Source organism: Lysinibacillus sp. GW821-FHT14F06 (assembly GCF_058803665.1).
Map to the genome: position 1 here is coordinate 42502 of NZ_JBXAPF010000028.1, position 19908 is coordinate 62409.

The 19908-nt window shown below is 35.6% G+C and carries 19 protein-coding genes, 1 pseudogene and 1 riboswitch; of the genes and pseudogenes, 10 read left to right on the forward strand and 10 right to left on the reverse strand.

Going from position 1 to position 19908, the window contains the following annotated elements; all coding sequences use genetic code 11:
• Positions 1 to 48: 48 nt before the first annotated feature.
• On the reverse strand, positions 49 to 1254 hold the full coding sequence (locus AC1RNS_RS20130) for an ATP-grasp domain-containing protein (protein ID WP_492447384.1): 1206 nt from the start codon (positions 1252 to 1254) through the stop codon (positions 49 to 51).
• Between the two features lie 148 nt (positions 1255 to 1402).
• Here AC1RNS_RS20130 and AC1RNS_RS20135 point away from each other — a divergent pair, with 148 nt between their 5' ends.
• Positions 1403 to 2797: a Mur ligase family protein gene (locus AC1RNS_RS20135; RefSeq protein WP_492995256.1), complete on the forward strand. Its 1395-nt coding sequence runs from the start codon at positions 1403 to 1405 to the stop codon at positions 2795 to 2797.
• Between the two features lie 100 nt (positions 2798 to 2897).
• Positions 2898 to 4283 carry a Mur ligase family protein gene (locus tag AC1RNS_RS20140; RefSeq protein ID WP_492995258.1) on the forward strand — a complete coding sequence of 462 codons (1386 nt, stop codon included), beginning with the start codon at positions 2898 to 2900 and terminating at the stop codon, positions 4281 to 4283.
• Positions 4284 to 4857: 574 nt separating this feature from the next.
• On the opposite strand, the gene AC1RNS_RS20145 is transcribed toward AC1RNS_RS20140, so the two are convergent.
• Both AC1RNS_RS20145 and AC1RNS_RS20150 read right to left on the reverse strand, forming a co-directional pair.
• On the reverse strand, positions 4858 to 5802 hold the full coding sequence (locus AC1RNS_RS20145; protein ID WP_492995259.1) for an NlpC/P60 family protein: 945 nt from the start codon (positions 5800 to 5802) through the stop codon (positions 4858 to 4860).
• 561 nt (positions 5803 to 6363) lie between these two features.
• Positions 6364 to 6546: a DUF5367 family protein gene (locus tag AC1RNS_RS20150; protein WP_492995287.1), complete on the reverse strand. Its 183-nt coding sequence runs from the start codon at positions 6544 to 6546 to the stop codon at positions 6364 to 6366.
• Between the two features lie 396 nt (positions 6547 to 6942).
• Here AC1RNS_RS20150 and AC1RNS_RS20155 point away from each other — a divergent pair, with 396 nt between their 5' ends.
• Positions 6943 to 7716 (forward strand): CsxC family protein, encoded by a 774-nt coding sequence (locus AC1RNS_RS20155; protein WP_492995260.1) that lies wholly within the window; start codon positions 6943 to 6945, stop codon positions 7714 to 7716.
• Between the two features lie 601 nt (positions 7717 to 8317).
• On the opposite strand, the pseudogene AC1RNS_RS20160 reads toward AC1RNS_RS20155, so the two are convergent.
• From AC1RNS_RS20160 to AC1RNS_RS20170, 3 genes and pseudogenes are all read right to left on the reverse strand, one after another.
• Positions 8318 to 8536: pseudogene (locus tag AC1RNS_RS20160) on the reverse strand (YmaF family protein); the annotation flags it as partial.
• Positions 8537 to 8864: 328 nt separating this feature from the next.
• On the reverse strand, positions 8865 to 9044 hold the full coding sequence (locus tag AC1RNS_RS20165) for a hypothetical protein (RefSeq protein ID WP_492995261.1): 180 nt from the start codon (positions 9042 to 9044) through the stop codon (positions 8865 to 8867).
• A gap of 314 nt (positions 9045 to 9358) precedes the next feature.
• Positions 9359 to 9904, reverse strand: a complete 546-nt coding sequence (locus AC1RNS_RS20170) for a hypothetical protein (protein WP_492995263.1) — start codon at positions 9902 to 9904, stop codon at positions 9359 to 9361.
• 220 nt (positions 9905 to 10124) lie between these two features.
• Positions 10125 to 10309: riboswitch (cobalamin riboswitch) on the forward strand.
• A gap of 215 nt (positions 10310 to 10524) precedes the next feature.
• On the opposite strand from AC1RNS_RS20170, the gene AC1RNS_RS20175 reads away from it, so the two are divergent.
• From AC1RNS_RS20175 to AC1RNS_RS20200, 6 genes are all read left to right on the forward strand, one after another.
• A complete protein-coding gene (locus tag AC1RNS_RS20175; protein WP_492995264.1) occupies positions 10525 to 10701 on the forward strand; it encodes a hypothetical protein in 177 nt (58 codons plus the stop codon).
• Positions 10702 to 10871: 170 nt separating this feature from the next.
• Positions 10872 to 12233 (forward strand): PepSY-associated TM helix domain-containing protein, encoded by a 1362-nt coding sequence (locus AC1RNS_RS20180; protein ID WP_492995266.1) that lies wholly within the window; start codon positions 10872 to 10874, stop codon positions 12231 to 12233.
• Between the two features lie 186 nt (positions 12234 to 12419).
• Positions 12420 to 13898: a sensor histidine kinase gene (locus AC1RNS_RS20185; protein ID WP_492995268.1), complete on the forward strand. Its 1479-nt coding sequence runs from the start codon at positions 12420 to 12422 to the stop codon at positions 13896 to 13898.
• Positions 13876 to 14562, forward strand: coding sequence for a response regulator transcription factor (locus AC1RNS_RS20190; protein WP_492995269.1), 687 nt, complete (start codon positions 13876 to 13878; stop codon positions 14560 to 14562). The genes AC1RNS_RS20185 and AC1RNS_RS20190 overlap by 23 nt, the downstream gene beginning before the upstream one ends.
• Before the next feature lie 145 nt (positions 14563 to 14707).
• Positions 14708 to 15364, forward strand: a complete 657-nt coding sequence (locus AC1RNS_RS20195) for an ankyrin repeat domain-containing protein (protein ID WP_492995271.1) — start codon at positions 14708 to 14710, stop codon at positions 15362 to 15364.
• A 75-nt stretch (positions 15365 to 15439) separates the two neighbouring features.
• Entirely contained in the window at positions 15440 to 15589 is a 150-nt protein-coding gene (locus AC1RNS_RS20200; protein ID WP_492995273.1) for a hypothetical protein, read from the forward strand.
• Positions 15590 to 15629: 40 nt separating this feature from the next.
• On the opposite strand, the gene AC1RNS_RS20205 is transcribed toward AC1RNS_RS20200, so the two are convergent.
• From AC1RNS_RS20205 to AC1RNS_RS20220, 4 genes are all read right to left on the reverse strand, one after another.
• The gene (locus AC1RNS_RS20205; RefSeq protein WP_427546013.1) at positions 15630 to 16235 is read right to left on the reverse strand and encodes a response regulator transcription factor; all 606 of its coding nucleotides are present in this window, start codon (positions 16233 to 16235) and stop codon (positions 15630 to 15632) included.
• The gene (locus AC1RNS_RS20210) at positions 16232 to 17089 is read right to left on the reverse strand and encodes a sensor histidine kinase (RefSeq protein ID WP_492995275.1); all 858 of its coding nucleotides are present in this window, start codon (positions 17087 to 17089) and stop codon (positions 16232 to 16234) included. The genes AC1RNS_RS20205 and AC1RNS_RS20210 overlap by 4 nt, the downstream gene beginning before the upstream one ends.
• Before the next feature lie 268 nt (positions 17090 to 17357).
• Complete coding sequence (locus AC1RNS_RS20215) at positions 17358 to 18488, reverse strand: DUF418 domain-containing protein (protein WP_492995277.1); 1131 nt, start codon at positions 18486 to 18488, stop codon at positions 17358 to 17360.
• Between the two features lie 151 nt (positions 18489 to 18639).
• Positions 18640 to 19347 carry a class I SAM-dependent methyltransferase gene (locus tag AC1RNS_RS20220; RefSeq protein WP_492995279.1) on the reverse strand — a complete coding sequence of 236 codons (708 nt, stop codon included), beginning with the start codon at positions 19345 to 19347 and terminating at the stop codon, positions 18640 to 18642.
• Positions 19348 to 19543: 196 nt separating this feature from the next.
• Between AC1RNS_RS20220 and AC1RNS_RS20225 the strand changes: the two genes are divergently transcribed.
• Entirely contained in the window at positions 19544 to 19786 is a 243-nt protein-coding gene (locus AC1RNS_RS20225) for a hypothetical protein (protein WP_492995280.1), read from the forward strand.
• The last annotated feature ends 122 nt before the right edge of the window (positions 19787 to 19908 follow it).

A 19908-nucleotide genomic window follows, 5' to 3' on the forward strand; every position in this document is an offset into this window, starting at 1 on the left:
CACATTCTTATTACTAAACGGTGAGGGATAATGTATCCCCACAGTTTTTTACGCGACCTTTAAGATGAATTTTATTTCCTTGGCTGCATTTACAGCGTTGTTTTTAGCCTCAGCTAAGGTTGCGCCTTCTGCGATAACATATGCATAGCGATGACCCATGGATAGAGGAGGGGTTAGCAATGTTCCTCTTCTTGGTTTCACATAGACATCTACAACACCTGATGATTTAGATGCCCTAGTTCTACCAATAACTCTCTCTAAAATGCCTTTACTTTCAACAATGACATATTTCGTATAGACAGATTTTTTATGTCTTGGGTGAATATTTGGAGGCTCCCCTAAGAATAGCTTTAGTGTTTCTTTCACTAAATTAAAGCCAAATGCTGCAAAAATCATATTATTCATAGCGCCACCGGAAATTCTCGGATTAATCTCAATAAGCTTCCAACCGTTTTTTGTTAAGCGAAGCTCTAAATGCAGCGCACCATTTTCAATGTCAAATGTTTTAACAATGGATTGAAGTACTTCTTCAAGACCCGCTTGTATTTCTGGAGGAGCATTTACAAGAACACCATAGCCTGTGATGATGAAACGTTTACCCTGAGTTATCTCTTGCTCAATAATACCGATTATATGAGGCTGTCGCTTATAGACAATTGCCTCTACTAAATATTGAGGACCATCAATATATTCTTCAATCATAATGGTTTCTCCTGAATTCTTATTTCGAAGATAACGGAGGTGATCGTTAAGTTGACTTGAATCTTTGGCTAATAAAACATCTTTTGAGCCAGTTGATTTTGGAGATTTGACAATGAGCGGGAATTCTAGGTCTGTCTCAACGGATTCATGTGGTTTGATAAGAAGGAACTTTGGCGAATAGGGTTGATTTTTTAAATAATTTCTAGTTTTTTCTTTATCCTCCATCATTTCAATGGCAGTCGAAGATGTATAGTTGTCACAAAATTCATCGCATAAGGTGGAGGCAATATGGACATAAGGATCGACAAAGCTAACAATCGTTTTTATCTCTAATCCAGATTTTTTTAATTGATAAATTTCATCCTTCATGTCTTCTATATTTGACGTATCAATAAGAATCATTTTATGGATATCTGGATAGGCTCTTCTCTGCTGTAATTGCTTTTCATTGTTTGTAAAAAGTACAGTAAAATAACCCATTTCTTCTGCTGCTCTTGTGGCTTCACGACTGGACCCGGATTTGTTTGTACCGATAAATATAATCGTTTTCAGATATATCACTCCTTCTAGTGGTACTTAGATACTTAATCACATTTATATATATGCAAAGAAATAGTTTTCCTCTAGTTATGTATCTTGACTACATCCAAGCAACTTTTATGACCTGACATATACTAGTATGGAAAGGAGGGAAATTGATATGAAGCCTCTTACGGTGAAGAACTTAACAGTGATAACTGCAGGCGATTTAGTGCAAGGGTCCGAGGAAACATTGATTCAGCACGGGGCTTATCGGCTTAAGCAAGTGAAAAAACCAAATACTGCTCTTTTTACAAATAAACGTATTGTCAATTGGAAAAGTCTTGAGCCACTTTATCCACTAGTGCTAGTTACAGATTGGTCGTACAGTCATAATGAGATTCCTAAGCAGATTATTACTATAAAAGTAGCAGATGCAGATGAAGCTTATTGGAAATTTGTAAACTTTTATCGAGATCAATTTAATATTCCGATAGTAGCAATTACAGGTACTTCTGGTAAGACCACAACAAAAGAGATGATTAAACATATACTTTCAGCAGAGAAAAAAGTATCTGCTACAACCTTAAGCAGTAATTCTAGAACAGCATCTTTACAGTATTTACTAAGCATTGATGAGGAAACAGAGGCGGCTGTTTTTGAGACTGCCGTTGGGGAACCAGGAGATGTAACAAAGGCAGGTAGATATTTTAAGCCGAAAATTGGTATTATCACAAATATTGGGGCACATCATTTAAATTATTGTAAAACGTTGGAGGGCTATATTCAGGCAAAGGGAGAAATGTTAGATATTGTTCATCCAAAAGGCACATTAATTATTAATGCTGAGGATAACAACACTCAAAAAATAGATTTTTCAAGATTTCATGGCAAAATTATTAAAATAGGAAAGCATAAATCTTGTGATTTTAGAGCTATCAATATTCGCTATCACCATAATGGCATGCTATTTACTATTATTCACAACAACAAGAGCTTTGCGATTTTTGTACCAGGATATGGTGAGCATCAAGTATATAATGCATTAGAAGCAATTGCAGCTGTTTGTGAAATGGGTATGACAATTCCAATGGCAGCGAAACAACTGCAATCCTTTCGGCATCTGAATAAGCAGCTTCAGTTATTTGAAGGCATTAATCATTCCATGCTTTTAGATGACACTTGGAGTATAACAACGACTTCATTGGAGGCAGCTTTAAAGGTTTTACAGGCGCTCGGTGAGGGCAAGCAAAAGATTGCAGTCATTGGAACAATTACCGATTTAGGCGCATGGGGATATATCATTCATGAGCAGGCAGGAGAATTGATTTATCAAATTGGTGTAGATGTCCTCATTACTATTGGAGAGCATGCTAAAATTATGGCAGATCATGCCATTGACTTAGGATTTAGTTCGCCAGTATATACATTTAAAAATAGTTTACTTGCCTATAAATTATTACAAGATATTGTGGATGAGAATACGATTATTCTTATTAAGGGAGATATGTATAGTAAGCAGGTTTCTAATTTGGCAGCAGATCTAAAAAGAAAGAAAGGATTACCACCTGAATAGTTTGACTATCAATTCTATTGATGAAATTACTATATGTTAATGAATTTGTTTGTTTCACTAGTTGAGGCGGTGTATTTCAAAGAAAGGGGGCAGAGTAAATTTGCAACAAATAAATGTAAAAGACCTGAGGAAGGTACTGCAAGGGGATCTATTGTGCGGTTCTGAACAATGGTCTGTGAAGCAGGCGATTTATTATAATCGGCATGATTTGACTCAAAGTCATACGCTGATGTTTGTAAGCAGAGGAGATACTATCAATTGGCAGGAGATAGATCATAAAGGTCCGGCACTAGTCATTTCAGATAAAGCCTCAGCAGAATTAAACAATGCATTAGCTAATACCACTGTTATCCAAGTGAAAAGCATTGTGCAGGCATATTGGAAATTCATTGAATATTATCGAAATTTATTTCAAATACCAGTGGTTGCTTTGACGGGTACCTGTGGAAAAACAACAACGAAAGAAATGATTAAGCATATAGCTAGTAGAGAATGGAATGTTCAAGCTTCTGTCAGCAGTAAAAATGAACCACGCCAATCCCTACCATATTTAACAGGGATCGATAAATCAACACAAGCAGCAGTTTTTGAATTGGGCTTAGGGAATACAGGGAATATTAAGCATCAATGTATGATCTATCAGCCTACCATTGGTATTATTACAAATATTGGTGTCCATCATCTTGATGGATGTAAAGACCTTGAAGGCTATATAAAAGCAAAAGCGGAAATATTAGAAGGCATTTCAGAAGGTGGCACATTAATTATTAATGCAGATGATGAAAACACCAAAAAAATTCCCTTGCATACTTTCAAAGGGAAAATCATTACCGTTGGTGTACACAAACAGGCAGACTATCAATGCACTTCCATGCATTTTATGAGAAATGGTATGAAGTTTGTACTGCAGGTGTCAGATGCACAGTATAATGTATTTGTACCTGGCTATGGAGAGCACCAAATATACAATGCATTAGCGGCTATTGCTGCAGCTAAGGAAATGGGATTATCCATTAATACAGCCATCGCTGGTTTAAGGACATTTAAACCAATGGCCAGACATCTAGAATTTTCAACGGGTATGGGAGAAAGTACAATAGTGGATGATACATGGACAAATAACCCAACTTCTGTTGAAGCAGCCTTAAAGGTATTAGATACAATAGGTAAAGGAAAGAAAGTCATTCTTATTTTAGGAGATATTAAACGATTAGGTAGGTTTGAAGAAAAGTATCATCGAGAAATTGGCTCGTTGGTTGCAAAAAGAGATATTCATATGCTTATTACCATTGGTAGTCGAGCAGAGCATATCGCAAAGCAAGCGACAAAGGAAGGCACAAAGGCAGATGTTCATATATTTAAAGATGTAGTGGGTGTTTTAGATGTACTAAAACCGCAACTTGATTCTGAAACGATTGTATTAATAAAGGGACCAATGTCTAGTCGATCAATGATAGAGTTTGCCAATCAATTGAAAGAAAAATAAAAGCTAGAAATACAACTATGTCAAAACGAAGCCTAAGCAATGAATATTTAATAAAGTTATAGCATTAAATATTTTCTATGCGAAAGAGGAATGAATGAAGCTAACATGTTGTTGCTATCACAGCGATATCTTGCCACAGAACATTATTCATATTCACTTCAATATGACAAGTTAAGCCTTAAATATTTGACTACTTACAACCTATGACAGTCATTCTATTATAAGTAGTCTTCTATCCAGCATAAATACTAGTCAATTGTGCATATAATCTCATCAATTCAGCAATCCTACCCTCAAAACAAAAATTTCCTTATGTATTCGACAAAATAAAAATCCTCGCATAACACAAGGATTTAAGATTTCTAGTAGTTTGGAACGAAAATTCATTCAATACTATGAAAAAGAAGTACCCTCAAGGAGGAATACTTCTTTTTCTAATTATTCTATAGTATGCAACGTGTTGTTATAAAATTTGTTATGCCCAAACCTTGTTGTAATTTCCTTTCCGCTATAATTGGTGCGGTGAAGAATTCAAGCTTCGTTATAATCAGCTTTCCATTCAATTAAATTTGTGCTATTTTGAAAAAACACGTTTCGCTGTAATATAATGTTTATCATAATAATCGACAAACAATACTCTAGTAATAATTCCATTTGAATTTGGAATCATTATACGATGATCTCCTGCATATATGCCCACCATTGAAGGTGTTTGAGATCCCGGAGTACTATTAAAGAATACCAAATCGCCCTTCTTTAAATTTGCACGTGAAACTGTAGATCCTAATTTCATTTGCTCTTTTAAATTTGTTGTACCAAGTTTTACACCACTTTTACGATAAACATACTCGACAAATCCAGGGCCTGTAAAACGCAGATTTTGTTCATTAATCGTAGAACTCATCGTCACTTTATCTTTATAGCTATAAGCGTTTTCGACAATTTTATCACCCTTTGTTGCTGGGTTAGCGGAAAGTAAAGTAGGTAATACTCTACGGGCTGTTACATAATTTTCAGTATAATATGGCTTACTGCTTAAATCAGAAATTACGATGTTCTGTTTAGAATCAGCCATATGAATAATTTTATTGTTTCCAATATACATGCCTACATGGTCAGGATCTGTGCCAGTTTTTTTACTTTTAAAGAATAATAAATCACCTTTTTGTAGTTGATTTTTAGCTACATATGTTCCTTGCTTCATCATATAATCTTCATTGTAAGTTGCAAGATCGACACCATTTTTCTCGAAAATGTACATCAAAAATGAAGCGCAGGAAAATTTATATGGATATGTAGGCTTGTATACCGTATTGCTGTATGTTGCCTTTCCAATTAAACTTTTACCAGTTTGAATTAGTTGCTCTGCCTTTGCGGCAACAGCCTGTTGATTGTTGAAATTATTAATAGTTGCAGCTTCTACCTCTATTGGCTGAATAGCTGGCTGTACCATTCCTAATGTGGTAAAACCTATTGACAATGCTAATGTAGTACTTAAAAATCGTTTACGTTTGTTCATGTTGTTAGTTACCTCCTGAAGCTAATGTTAGGATTAATCCTATTTTGGCTCGCCATTGGAATTAATCGTAGCATGAAAAAGTAAGGCTTCTTCAAGGTAAATGTTACCACGCGTTGCTGGAAATTGACCTAATTGCTTGGTATAAAAGGCTTCATCCCCGGAATTTACAGTTTCATTACAAATGTTTCAATAGGATGTATTTGTTTTAATTTAGAATCGATTGACAGCATCATATAGAAAGCAGCCAAATGCTGCATAATGGCTGCTCTAAAGGTTTATATTTGTTGAATGATTTCCACCCAATTACTGAAGGGATCCCTAAATTTAGAGCGCTCAAAATTAGGGATTGGAATGGACTCAATTATTTCGATGGAATGCGCTGTTAAACTAGCTTTCCAAAATGGTAGGCAATATGAGACTTAGTAGTGAATCGATTAAAACCCTTCCTCTGTTCCAACATATACCTCCATATTTTCTGCTTGCAGCCAAAATCCACCTCTTCCTTTTAAGGACGCAGGCTATTCAAGCTCATTCAATTCTAAAACTTGACAATAAAAAGAGCTAATAAACCCTTTTAACTTGGAATAAAGATGAATTTTTTGCAAATCCAGTGAGCAAAATCAAAGCATATGCCCAAAGCAGCCATGAGGCAAACAAGCGATCCATGTCTGCTGATAAATTGGTGAAGATTTTATCAAAATATAATAGAACAATAGCATCTATCCCAGGCAGTGCAATATAAATACACCATAGCTACCACCGTTATAGCCTCCATAATAACAATTGTTGTTGTAATTTCCGATATTTCCGTAGTATCTCATGAAATATCTCCTTAATTTTCTACAATCTATAATATGTATAGTTGTAGAAAATTAAGGAGATATTCATCCTAATAAAAAATATGTAGGAGTAAGATGGGGATGCTCAGTTAGTGAGTCAGTTTGGAAATAAGTTAAAAATAATGGGCTAAAAATGGTGAATACCTAGCATTTTGTGCTCATTCTTATCTCTTAGCTCAAAATCTCATTTTTAAAATCAGAAAAAACTAGTATACACGTCCATACATAGATTTGATTGCTACATATTTTAGCAATATAGAGAGCGCTCTCTAATACTAAAAAATGAAAAGAGGGAATTTTTTTGAGTGGTCAATCAGAAAATCAAAATCAAATACCACCTTGTCCAGTAACTTCAACTGAACTAGTACCATTAAATAGTGAGGTTACTCCACTAGCCGCTACACCGGTTACAGCTCCAACTATTAAAATTCCAGTTGTACTTGCAGAACCAACACTTCAAATTGTTGTGGAATCGGATATTACGCTTAGTCCTGCAGCAACTGAAATCAAAAGAGTGAAAAAAAATGTATTCCTAAATCAAGTTAAATTAGTACCGGTTAGATTTGCACGTATTGCTAACACAGACTTTTTTAGGGTAACAAGAGCTAAATTGTTTGTAGCAGGGCATATTCGCAAAAATATAGAATATGCTTCAGCGGCTTGTAGTGGAGCACTACAAGATAGAATTGCAGACGTTCCGTTTTCTGGTTTTACAGAACTTTTTTTCCCACAAACAGCTGGAGGCCCTACTCCAATCTTAGGCATTTCCGAGTTTGCCGAAGCGAACTTCCTGAATGAGAGAACTCAATTGGATGCTCGATTGGATAAGGCTTTCTTCCAAAATCTCGTTAAATACAATGAACAACCATTTGGCGAATTAGTCGCTGCAAACTTCTTTGAACTTGATTTTTCACCAATTATGGCAGCACCCGAAGGTACATTCAGCACATTGCGTGAAAAGATTGTTCTGGATCTTACAGTAAAAGTACTACAAGTTCAACAAGTCCGCCTTGGCGCTGGTAGTACTGTAATAACTCCTGTTCTTTTCGGACTTACGCCTCCTACTAGTCCTTAATAGTCTTTAGTTTTTAGAGGAACAGAACAAATAAAGAGGCAGTTCACTAAAAAAAGATGATGGAAAAAACAACACTGGAATATTTAATGGGTACTGATAAAAATCTAATATTTAATTTGGCAGTTAAAAGTTTGGTTGATATCTGAATTTCAACTGCCTTTTTGTTTTAATAGCAACAACCTTTGAGAAAACAGCCTAATTTTAATAATATTAGATTGAATTTCGGTAAGCTCTCAATGTTGTATTTAAATTTGTTTTTGATAAAGCCTTTTGGAAATTGTGCATCCCCAATGACGACTGACCGTTTAATTGGGTTGTTTATTACGATTCAGCAGCGAAATAATGATAAAAAGTAATTAAAATAAGTATGGTACCTGTTGAATTCAATCATAAATTTACCGTTTGTTAAGAAGTTGTATAGGTTGATTCTCTAAAAATGCCCAGGTACTCAATTAATTTGAGCATGGGCTTTTTTATTACTAGAACATAGTAGTTGGAATCTTCGATTAGGTTTCCATCTGGTGGAGGGTAATTGTAATTGAATAAGAGAAACTAAAAAGCCGGTTTCTGAACATACAGAAAATCAGCTTTTTTATACCTTTTATACGAGAGGCTTTTGAATTAATGTAGCAAATTCTAGTTGATGTACATGCCCATCATCAAGTGTAGTAGTACCTTTGACAAAGTGTACATGTTTATCATCGCTAACGCGGATAGCAGGGCCTGTTTCTATTGCAACCTCATGATGATGATCTAAAAAATCAGTATTAGTCATAAGTACATGTATATGACTATTTCCCTTAGGAATTACTTCACTTGTAAATAGGGTCCTCCTTAAAATTAGACTACGGAATATAATACTCGATGGGGAAAGTATTTATGAATAAAAGGAAAAATAATAAAACTTTGCTAGAAATATCAAAGGAGCTGTATTGGTAGGGGGGGTTAACAAGACTGAAGAGCGTTTGAATAATACGCCTGGTAAAATTCATTATATACAGAAGAACTCTTTATAAAGAGCGTCCAGTACCTTTCTATAACTGGCTGAATGAGTGTGATAGTCAAACAGAGATATGTAGTGATTTCTTGTTTACACCAATAAAGGTAGCTGGAGAATAACCATTCGTTTTCTCCAGCTACTTTTTTTGTTAGGCTGCTTTCTTACTGCTTTTCTTTTTATCTTTTTTGTTAGCAGCTTTCTTTTCTACTTTTTTCTCAGCTTTTTTCTTCGCTAACTTTTTCTCAAGTTTCTTTTTGTCAGCTTTTTTCTTTGTTTTTTTCTCAGCTACAGCCTCTTCATTTTTGTTTTTCTTAATTTTTTTTGCCATGTTTAATGCACTCCTCTTATTTGTATTGACTCCTTGTAAAAGGATGTCTATATACATAGGTTATATTAAACATAAATGGAATGCAAATATATTTAATGTAAAATATTTACAATATACTGTTTTTATGTATAGTTTATGAGATTTTTAATGGAAAACGTCCAAAATAGTAAAATTTCGGACGTTTTTTTCTTGTATGCAATCACCAAGCTAGTCAGCTAGACTTAAAGTTTAAATTTGAAATAGATTACGCGTAAGGCAATGAAGTAGCCCTATATTAGGTAACACGAAGCTTCTTTGAATAAATAAAAAATCGTTCATTCTTCACCTCCAAAAAGATTCAAATTATACTTTTCTGAAAGAGATTTAATATGATCCCATGATTTATCTAGTTGACGTAAAGAATTTTCATACTCTTCTTTAGCATTTTGTATAGGAACTTGATTAATTGTATCGACTAAATTGGTAGTTGGAGTGTAATGATAGAGTTTTTTGGTTTTAAAATCATCTATCGCATCATAGATTTCTTTTTCTTCTGGCGAGCTTGTTTTAGGATTGAAATCTATTTTAATATCTGAATAATTTGTTGCATCTTCATAGAATACTTGCTGTTGTGCAAGCGTTTCTTTTATTTCATCACTAGAATTTAGAAATGAGTGAGATTGTGACTCATGTAAATTAATCAAACTAATAATATTATTCTCTTCTATGTTTTTATATTCCCATTCTACTTGTATATAGTCTTTTAAATCAGCAATAAATTGATCATCGAAACCTGTATCATTTTCTTTACTACAAGCAGATAAAACTAAGATAATGAGTAAATTTATTAATAGTAATATTCCGATTTTATTACATTTCATATGTATTCCTCCCAAAACATATATTCCCTCATATGGTAACATAGTCTTAAAATCAAAAAAAGTTTGTTTTTAACTCACTTCAACACAGGAAGGGAGAATATGAACGGATTGGAAGATACTTAATGGTGAAAAAAGATATAATCTAACAAGTTACAAGGAATACAATTATTCTATCTGGATTGTGACTGTGCACACAAATCTTTATGGTATAATAATAAAAACGGAATAATAAGATAGAGGTACAAATCGGATTTTTCGATTTGTTTAAAAGGGAAGTTCGGTGGGAATCCGACGCTGTCCCGCAACTGTAATTCGGAGCAAATCACAAAAGCCACTGGGAAACTGGGAAGGCTGTGAGGCGTGTTGATGAGAAGCCAGGAGACCTGCCTTTATCTAGTACAACCAAAAAACCTACGAGGATAGGGGGTGTTGAGTGTGACTAGAGAAATTCTCCTGCACGCTCATAGTACGATGATTGCTAAACTGGTAGCTTTTATGTCTAATAGAAAGCTTTTTTCACCATGGCAATCACTGTTCTATGTCGTGTATTTGTCATAGTAGACATCTTTCTGATAAGGGAAAGATGTTTTTTTATGTAAAAAATTAAAGGAGTGGTCCACATGAATCCACAAGTCGTTGAATACTATGAAAGCTTATTAAAATTTGAAATTATGCAAGAGCCTTATGCTGCAAAACCACTAAAGGAGCTTGTTGAACAATATCTTGGCCATGATGGTGCACATGAGCAGTCTATTATAGCAGCATATGCCAATGTTATGAAAGAATTACTAGGATAGAATGTTTTTGGCTACCTTGCTGTTAGAGGTAGTCATTTTGTTGTTCTAAATAACATAATACCAATGGGAATACATTTGTTTGTCATAAAACTGCCTTTAGTACTTCACTCATATTTCACTTTTTATTTATATAATTAATCTGCTATAAATAGTGAGATAGGAGATTAATTATGAAAAATTTACTTTATACAAGATTTTGGCGGCTGCATTTTTTCGCAGCACTTTTTATTACGCCATTACTTCTATCATTAACATTGAGTGGAATTGGCTATTTATTTTTCACAGATGTTGAGAATCAGTTATATGATGATTACTTCTTTGGCAACAGTCATAAAGAAGAGGCTTTAACAATTGATGAAGCCGTTGAAAACGCTGAAGCGGCATTTGCAGGATTCTCCACTACTAAAGTGATTATGTTAGAGGAACCTTATAATACTCGTTTAACATTATCAAATGGAAAAGAAGAGAAATACGTATTTTTAGATAATCATCATCAAATGGTTGGTAGTCAGGATGCCAATTATACATTTTCTAATATTATGAGAAATACGCATAGCTCTTTATTTATTGGTGGTACTTTTGTTAATTATTTAGTAGAACTAGCGGCATGCTGGACGATCTTTTTATTACTGTCTGGACTTTATATGACCTTTAAAGGGAATTTATTGAAAAGGCGAAAGTCGGAAAATAAACGACAAAAAAGTAAGAGATACCATGCACTTGTTGGGACAATCATTACGATACCAATGGTGATGTTTATTTCAACAGGGCTACTATGGTCTGCTTTTCAAGGTTCGATCCTTGCAGATATAGCGTCAGAAAATCCAACTTTCGGTTACCCATTATTACAACAAAAGCCACCAACATCTGATGTGTCTGAAATTCCATGGGCAACTCGTCAATTAGAAGCACCAGCATCTGAGGGTGAACATGCTCAGCATCATGGTGGTGGCGCTGTCCGTTATACAAACGACAACCAAATTTCTATTGCTAATCTTGAAAAAGAAATTACTGCCATGAGTATCGCCAAGCCATATTCGATTATTTATCCATCAAACGGAGAAGGGGTATATACAGTGGCAAAGGCTAGTAACTCTGGTGTAACAGGACTCGATGTTAAGCCTATAGAAGAAGCAACTATGTATTTTGATCAATATAGCGGCAAGTTTATTGACCAAGTTAACTATGAGGATTATGGTATGTTGGCCAAGTTCTTTACATGGGGAATTCCTTTACATGAAGGTCACTTGTTTGGCTGGCCAAATAAGCTATTAAACCTTGTTGTCTGTCTAGCCTTTTTAGCAGTGATTGCGTGGGGAATTCGCACTTGGATTTTACGTAAGAAAAAAGGTGAGCTATCTGCGCCACCACAAATTTCTCATAAAATTTCGATGCCTTTTGTCATTTTCCTCATACTTTTAGGAATTTTAATGCCATTATTTGGCGCTTCATTGATTGCTGTGGTGTTGATTGAATTCATCATCTTAGGCTGGCAAACAAAGAAAAAATTAAGAACAGAAGAAATTAAATAAAATCAATATCGATACGGCACAACAAAGAAAGTGCCGTATCTTTTTTTCGTGTTTATTTCGTTAATATGAGCGGGAATACTATATTGATACTGAAAAATTGTTTATAGATTTTTCAGCACGATTTTATAAAGTTTTAAGATTTGTATGATACATTGCTAATAGTTTCAGCTTATTGGGGGAATGCATATGTCCATTAAAACGAGGTTTTTGCTATCTTATGTAGGGGTTATTATTATTGCTATCACGCTCTTATTGGCATCGGTTTTTCTTTTTTCCTTTGCGATAACAGGTGATGTGAAAGCAATTGAGCATTTTTACAAAAAATCGTATGTGCAAAAACCTTTGACGACGGTAGAAGAAAATGCTTTTTTAGATTTAAAACTACTGGCAAAAAATAATCCCCAGCAGTTATTAGACATCGAGCAGCTACAAAAAATAAATGCATCATCTATTGAAATCGTTGTGCGAAAAGATCATCAAATTGTTTATGCATCACAGAAAGATCATGAGAAAATATTGCTTAAAAGTTTACCTGGTTTTGAAGCGACCAATATTAATTCACGTGATACGATACTGATTAATCAAGCATTTTATACGTACGTTAAGTTCGATTTTTATTTTCCTGATAAAACAGAGGGGAGTATTTTTGTTTTGAGAGAGGTTAGTTCTCATGCGGAATTAACACGAGAGCTTTTACCTATTCTTTTAGGTATTTTATTTCTATTATTTATGATGATAATTGGCTTGTTAAATTATTTAGTATCCAGAAGTATTATTAATCCTATCATAGCTTTAAAGGAAGGTGCTGAACGGATTAAGTCTGGGGATTTAAATTTTGATATTACTTCCCGTTCGACTGATGAAATTGGTCAGCTCAATCGATCATTTGAGGAAATGAGAGTAAAGCTAAAAGAATCTGTTCAACTTCAGCTTCAATATGAAGAAAATCGTAAAGAATTATTATCAAATATTTCCCATGATTTAAAAACGCCGATGACTTCTATTATTGGCTATGTGGAGGGTATTAAAGATGGCGTGGCGAATACAGAAGAAAAAATGGATAAATATTTAACAACTATCTATACAAAAGCAAAGGATATGGATGTATTAATTGATGAGCTCTTCTTATTTTCTAAATTGGACCTAAAGAAGATTCCTTTTCAAGTGGAAAGTGTGAATCTTCATCAATACATGCTTGATTATGTAGAGGATGCTAGCTTTGACTTTATTGCAAGAGACATTCATATACAATATATTTCAGCAGGTTCACCTCTTTTTGCGATGGCTGACCGTGATAAATTAAGACGTGTACTGTCGAATTTATTAAGCAATAGCGAAAAATATATGGATAAATCATATAAGCAAATCATTATTTCCCTGCATGAGCGAGTAGATGATGCGATTATACAAGTAACAGATAATGGTACAGGAATAGACCCTAAGGCTTTACCTCATATTTTTGATCGTTTTTACCGTGCGGAGCCCTCTCGAAATTCACAAACAGGAGGAAGTGGCTTAGGGTTAGCCATTGCGAAACAAATCGTCCTTGAAATGGATGGCGATATTTGGGCGGAGAGCGAATTAATAAAGGGCACCAGCATTTTCATTTCACTGAAAAAGGCTGAGGAGAGGGTGAGAGATTATGAAAAAAATACTGTTAATTGAAGATGAAGTGAGCATAGCGGAGCTCCAACGTGATTATCTAGAGATTAATGATTTTACAGTAGACATTCAACATAATGGAGATGATGGACTACAGCAGGCATTACAGGGTGATTATGATTTAATTATTTTGGATATTATGCTTCCTGGGATGAATGGCTTTGAAATTTGTAAACAGATTCGTGCAGTGAACAACATCCCAATATTATTTGTTTCGGCTAAAAAAGAGGATATTGATAAGATCAGAGGGCTTGGTTTAGGAGCAGATGATTATATTACAAAGCCATTTAGTCCAAGTGAGCTTGTGGCAAGGGTCAAGGCACATTTATCAAGATATGAGCGTCTAGCCACAAACCAGCAAACGAACCATATGCTGTCCATCCATGGCATTACAATCGATACATCTGCCAGAAAGGTCTTCGTGAATGGTAAAGAAATTGCCTTTACTACAAAAGAATTTGATTTGCTCGTGTTTTTTGTCAAACATCCAAATCAAGTATTAAGTAAAGAGCAGTTATATGAAAGAAACTGGGGTTATGAATCAGCTGCGGATGTTTCAACCGTTACTGTGCATATTCGAAAGCTACGTGAAAAAATTGAACGTGATCCAGCACAGCCGAAGTTTTTGGAAACAGTGTGGGGCGCAGGTTACCGCTTAAATGTTTAACCAAAGAATATCTCGTCGAGGTGGCGAGCTATTTTTTTGACAAATTTTTAGACTTTTTTAAGAAAGGGTTAATGGATTATTTAACATTACCACTTACACTAAGAATAGTATGACAACATCATAACAGTGAGGTGGTGTATGACAATTGAAGAAAATACAGGCAGTTATGATAGCATTATCATTTATACTTCAAGGATGTACCTCAAACGAAACAGAGGCTCTAAAAATTAATAAAAGAGGGAGCGAGGAGATGGCTACAGATTGGGCTAGTGAATTGTTTCAAGCAGTAGAAAAAGGGGATTTGGATGCGCTTCAAAATGCTTTGGCTCAAAAGGTAGATATCAATGCTCAGGATTCAAAAAAACGAACAGCATTAATGATTGCCACATACAATCAGGATGTCGAAGCAGCAAAATTATTAATGGATGCAGGTGCAGAAGGCTATCTTGAAATTTTAAAGCTGACGATTCAAGCTAATGCAGATCCTACGATTTTGAATAGGTATGGGGGAACTGCATTAATTCCGGCAGCAGAGCATGGTCATGTCGAGGTCATAGAGGAATTATTGAACAATACGACTATTGACATCAACCATGTTAATCGTTTGGGATGGACAGCACTGATGGAGGCAATTGTTCTAAATAATGGAAACCCAACACAGCAAACTGTAGTTCAATTATTAATTGACCATGGTGCTAATGTGAATATTCCAGATAATAATAATGTGACACCATTACAGCATGCGAAAAAGCAAGGATTCAAAGAGATTGAAAATATCCTCATCGCAGCAGGTGCGGTATAAAAAACAATCATATGCTTTGAAAACTGTAGAGTAGGTACTGACCTAAAAAAAGGAGACAAATAAAAACACCTATCGTTGAAAAACGGGTATTGTACCTTATCAAATCAACGTAAAGGGGCTGTAGGCATCTTTGATATTGCCAATGGAGGCACATTAAAGGCAAATGTAAATTACACGGTTGTACCATTAAACAACTGGGCTACAGCGGTCTTACAAGGAAAGTAATCACTAATAGTAAAAATCTCGTCACAGCTGTGGCGAGATTTTATAGCCAGCCTTTCTCACTAGCAACTTGAGCAGCTTGCTGTCTAGATTCAACTTGAAGCTTTTGAATAGAGGTCGATAAATAATTACGAATGGTGCCCTTTGTTAAAAATAATTGTTTACTAATTTCATTTGTAGTCAATCCTTCCTTCACAAGCTGTAGTACCGCAATTTCTCGTTCATTTAAAGGGTTTTGCTCCTTCATAAACAAGGTAGCGGCTAAATCCTTGCTAACAACCTTTTCCCCCTGCATGATTTTTCGAATAGTAGCAATTAAATAATCAATTGGTTCATCCTTCAATAGATAGCCGTGTACCTCGCAATCCATTGCTTTTTGTAAATAGCCAGGGCGTGCAAAGGTTGTGACAATCATCACTTTGCAGGGCAAGTTGGCCTGTTTAATTTTTTCAGCAAGCTCTAATCCTGACAGATTAGGCATTTCAATATCCACTAGGCAAACATCTGGTAGCTCCTGTTGTATGTAGTCCCATGCTTTTTGACCATCTGAAACCTCTGCTATTACTTCAATGTCAGGCTCAAATGACAACAGAGATGTTAAGGCACCACGTAACATTTGCTGATCCTCTGCTAGTAATACGCGTATCATGTTGGAGGCTCCTTTCCATCTTGAATTGGTATGTTGAATGTAACGCAGGTACCTGCAGGTTTATTACTTTCAATAATGGTATCACCTTGAAGAACATGCATTCTTTCTTTCATCGAATGGATGCCATTGCCGAGTCCCTTATGCTGAAAGCCAATCCCATCGTCTATGATAGCAAGCGAATATTGTCCATTTTGACATTGTATCGTGAACTGGCAGTTTTGTGCCTGGCTATGCTTCAGCATATTGGTGGTAGCCTCGCGTACACATAATGCTAACATTGTTTCCTCTACACTTGAAAGAACCATTTTAGGGCATTGATTGTTAATAGTCGTAGTAATATTCGCACTTTGTAAAAGCTGCTGGCAGTGCAGCAATTCTGTATGTAAAGAAGCGAAATTCATATCAGATACTAGCTCACGTACTTGTTTTAAGGCTGTACGTGTTGTGGCTAATATATCATTTAGTTCTTGCTTAACGCTTGTAGGATCTCGATCAATAAGTTTTGTAGTAAGTTCGGTTTTAACTTTAATCATCGTTAGCGTGTGCCCAATTGTGTCATGGAGATCTCGGGCAATACGCTGTCTTTCCTCTTGTTGAACGAGCTGGGTATTGATATCAGCCAATTCGGATTGTAGGTTCTTGGACTTTTCTACAAAATAAATAAGGACAGGAAATACCAATTGAATAATCATCATCGGTGCTAGTACCTGTGATTCAACGGGTAATAAGGAATCTGTGGTCATCCTCATGACGACTAAAAACATGACTGCAATGCCAAGCATACCACTAGCGATATGCCATTTAGATTTGGCTCTTCCTAATAAATCGGCAAAGGTAAATCCGAAGATAAGCATGAAGATGTCCTCGTAAATGCCCAAGATGCTAATTACAACGAATCCTACAAGTGACGCAAAAAGTAGCTTCCAATCTTGATGCCATAAAGCTATATAGAATGCACCTAAGTACAGGCCTAAGATAGCTATTTTAGCCGCGAGGGGGACGTTTGAATCTGACCATAAAACCATCGTTATCAGGATAATCAAGGAAACGGTATCGATGATTAAATAATGTTTTACTTGCTCTCGGGGATAAATTTTTATTGCTTACACCATCCTTTGTTGCTTAATGCTGTGTCATGGCTTGAATGGTTTTTTTTCGAATCCATTCCATTGGGCCAATATGAAATTGCTTCTGCCAAAATGAAGCTAGAGCCAGTTGTAGGCAAGATAGAGCCAGCCAAATGCTAATAATAAGAATGCTATTTAATTGTCCACCAAGGCCAAGCCCCCAGCCATAAAAAATAATAGATGCAAGCACGTTTTGTAGGACATAACAGCTCAAAGACATTTTGCCGACATCTGCAAAGCGGTGCCAAAGCCAATCTAGCCTCTTATATTCTACCAGCTTACCTAAAATTCCAATATAGCCAATCGATAGAATCGGCGCACATAAATAACGAACAGGAAAATCAAAAAGTCCCCCAGGAATAAAAATAAGTAAATTTAAAGGGATACCAATGAATACACCGATTTTGAAAAGCTTTTGTCGAGCCTGATGTCCTATGTCTGTTTGTGAAAAAACTTCGTTACGCATGAACTTTACGCCAAGTATAAATAAAAAGACATTCATGGGGATAATAAAAATAGCTTCCGTGCGATAAAACAAAAAGTTTGTCAGGCGATGCTGTACTTGCGCTAGCCATGTGCCATTTTCATACAGTGCAGCAACTGTTTCCATACCATTTAAGGCAACAAAAGCCCCTTGTAATGAGCTTATAAAAATAAGCAGAATCATGAGGACGTGAAAGCTACCAAAAAGATAGAAAGCCCATTTCATTGCTTTGTCGCCTAATCTGATAATAAAGGCAACGATGAGAGCTGTTACGGCATAGCTCATTAAAATATCATACTCCATGACAAGTGTGTAATGAAGTAGCCCTTCCAATCCTAAAAAGACTATTGTCCAAAGATACACGCCAGGCCAAGCTTTTCCTTTTCGCAAGGCTTGCTGATATTTTAGTTGTAAGCCTACACCAAACATAATTGTTAACAGTCCCAGTAACTTACCATTGACTAAAAATAATACCACCATTCGTAAAAAATCGTTCAAGGACCACCAACCACTATAGTTACTCGTTGTGATATACGATAAATCACCAAGATAGGCAAAAATCCAAATATTCGTGCCAAGAGTTCCTAAGACAGCGAAACCTCTTAACATATCAATAAAGGGAAGTCTTTGTTGTGTTTGCATATGTTCAATCACTCTTTCTTTGTTTTCTTACGTTTAATGATAAGAAAACGTCAAGAAAAAACCTATTCACAGCAGTCAAAGGATCTTTATGACACCTGTCATAAAGATGAAACAAAAAACCAGCAACGCTTTGGATGCTGGCGAAATGCGATTATTTTGTGCAGGAGTAAATACGATAGCCCAAAATTTTTTCGTATTTTACGTTCATGGCAATATGTTGATCCATTATATCATATAGCTCTGATTCAATATCTTTGGAAAAATAAAATTCAGGCTTTGATGAGATAGATTTGTTTTTTTGGATGCGAATTTTATGAAAACCAGCCTGCTGTAGCAAGGCGATCCAATCCTTTTTCATAAGAAGAGCATCAAATCCGTAAAATTGTTGAATATCATCTGCTAGTTGAGAGGGAAGTAGTTCGGGAATGGTAAATTCAATGGCAATGAAGCGGCCATCCTTCTTCAATAAACGATAAATCTCTTGCAAGGCAAGTTGTTGATTAACAAAAGCAAGAACCGATTCAGCGAGTATCAAGTCAAATGACTCATTTGGAAATGAAGTTTGCACAATAGAGCCTTGTATGATGTTGACAGGTAAACGTGCTTTTTTCATTCTTCGGCGAGCTTTTTCTATCATGATGGGATTGATATCTATTCCTGTTACATTTGCTTGAAAGTGAGCAGCCAAATAGGCAGCCGTTTGCCCTGTACCGCATCCAACATCTAAAATATGTGAGGTTTGCTGAATGCTCTCTGTTTTAAATAGTTCCTTTGACAGATTAATACCGCCAGGATGTGCGCCTCCGACACCAAATTTTGCTAAAAATTTGAGATAATTAGAACCTTGAATGAAAACCACCTTCTTTTTTCATATAGTATGAGAATGAAACTAGTATGGTTCCTTCAAAATATCACGGCGTAAGTCGAAACGCTAGAATTCCATATTTTTGGAGGTAAGACATATATATTATTTTTAAGTACTTCTTCAAAAGTCTAGTTTATCAATGTAATAAGTACATATACTAGTTAGAAGCTTTCTGATAGGGGGTGAATCAATGCCATATTTTCAGCCAAATTTTAGAAGAGGACCATATCCGCCAAGCAATAGACAATATTTTGGACCTCCTTTTCGAGGTAGGATGATACATCCTTCCTATTCTCCCAATCAACAATATCAACCTTCTAGAGTAGGGAATTTGCCAAATCATTTAAATACGATTATGGGGCATGCTGGTACGATTACGAACGGAGTAAATATGTTAAGGCAGATGGGAGCATTACTAAGTTTATTTAGATAAAAGGTAGAAACCCTCTTTAAGAATGATTTCTTAAGAGGGTAATTTTTGTATCTTTTGAAAACCCCTTGCTATGCGAGGGGTTCTAAAGAGCTTCTAGCTATGGACAAGAAAAAACCCCCAGC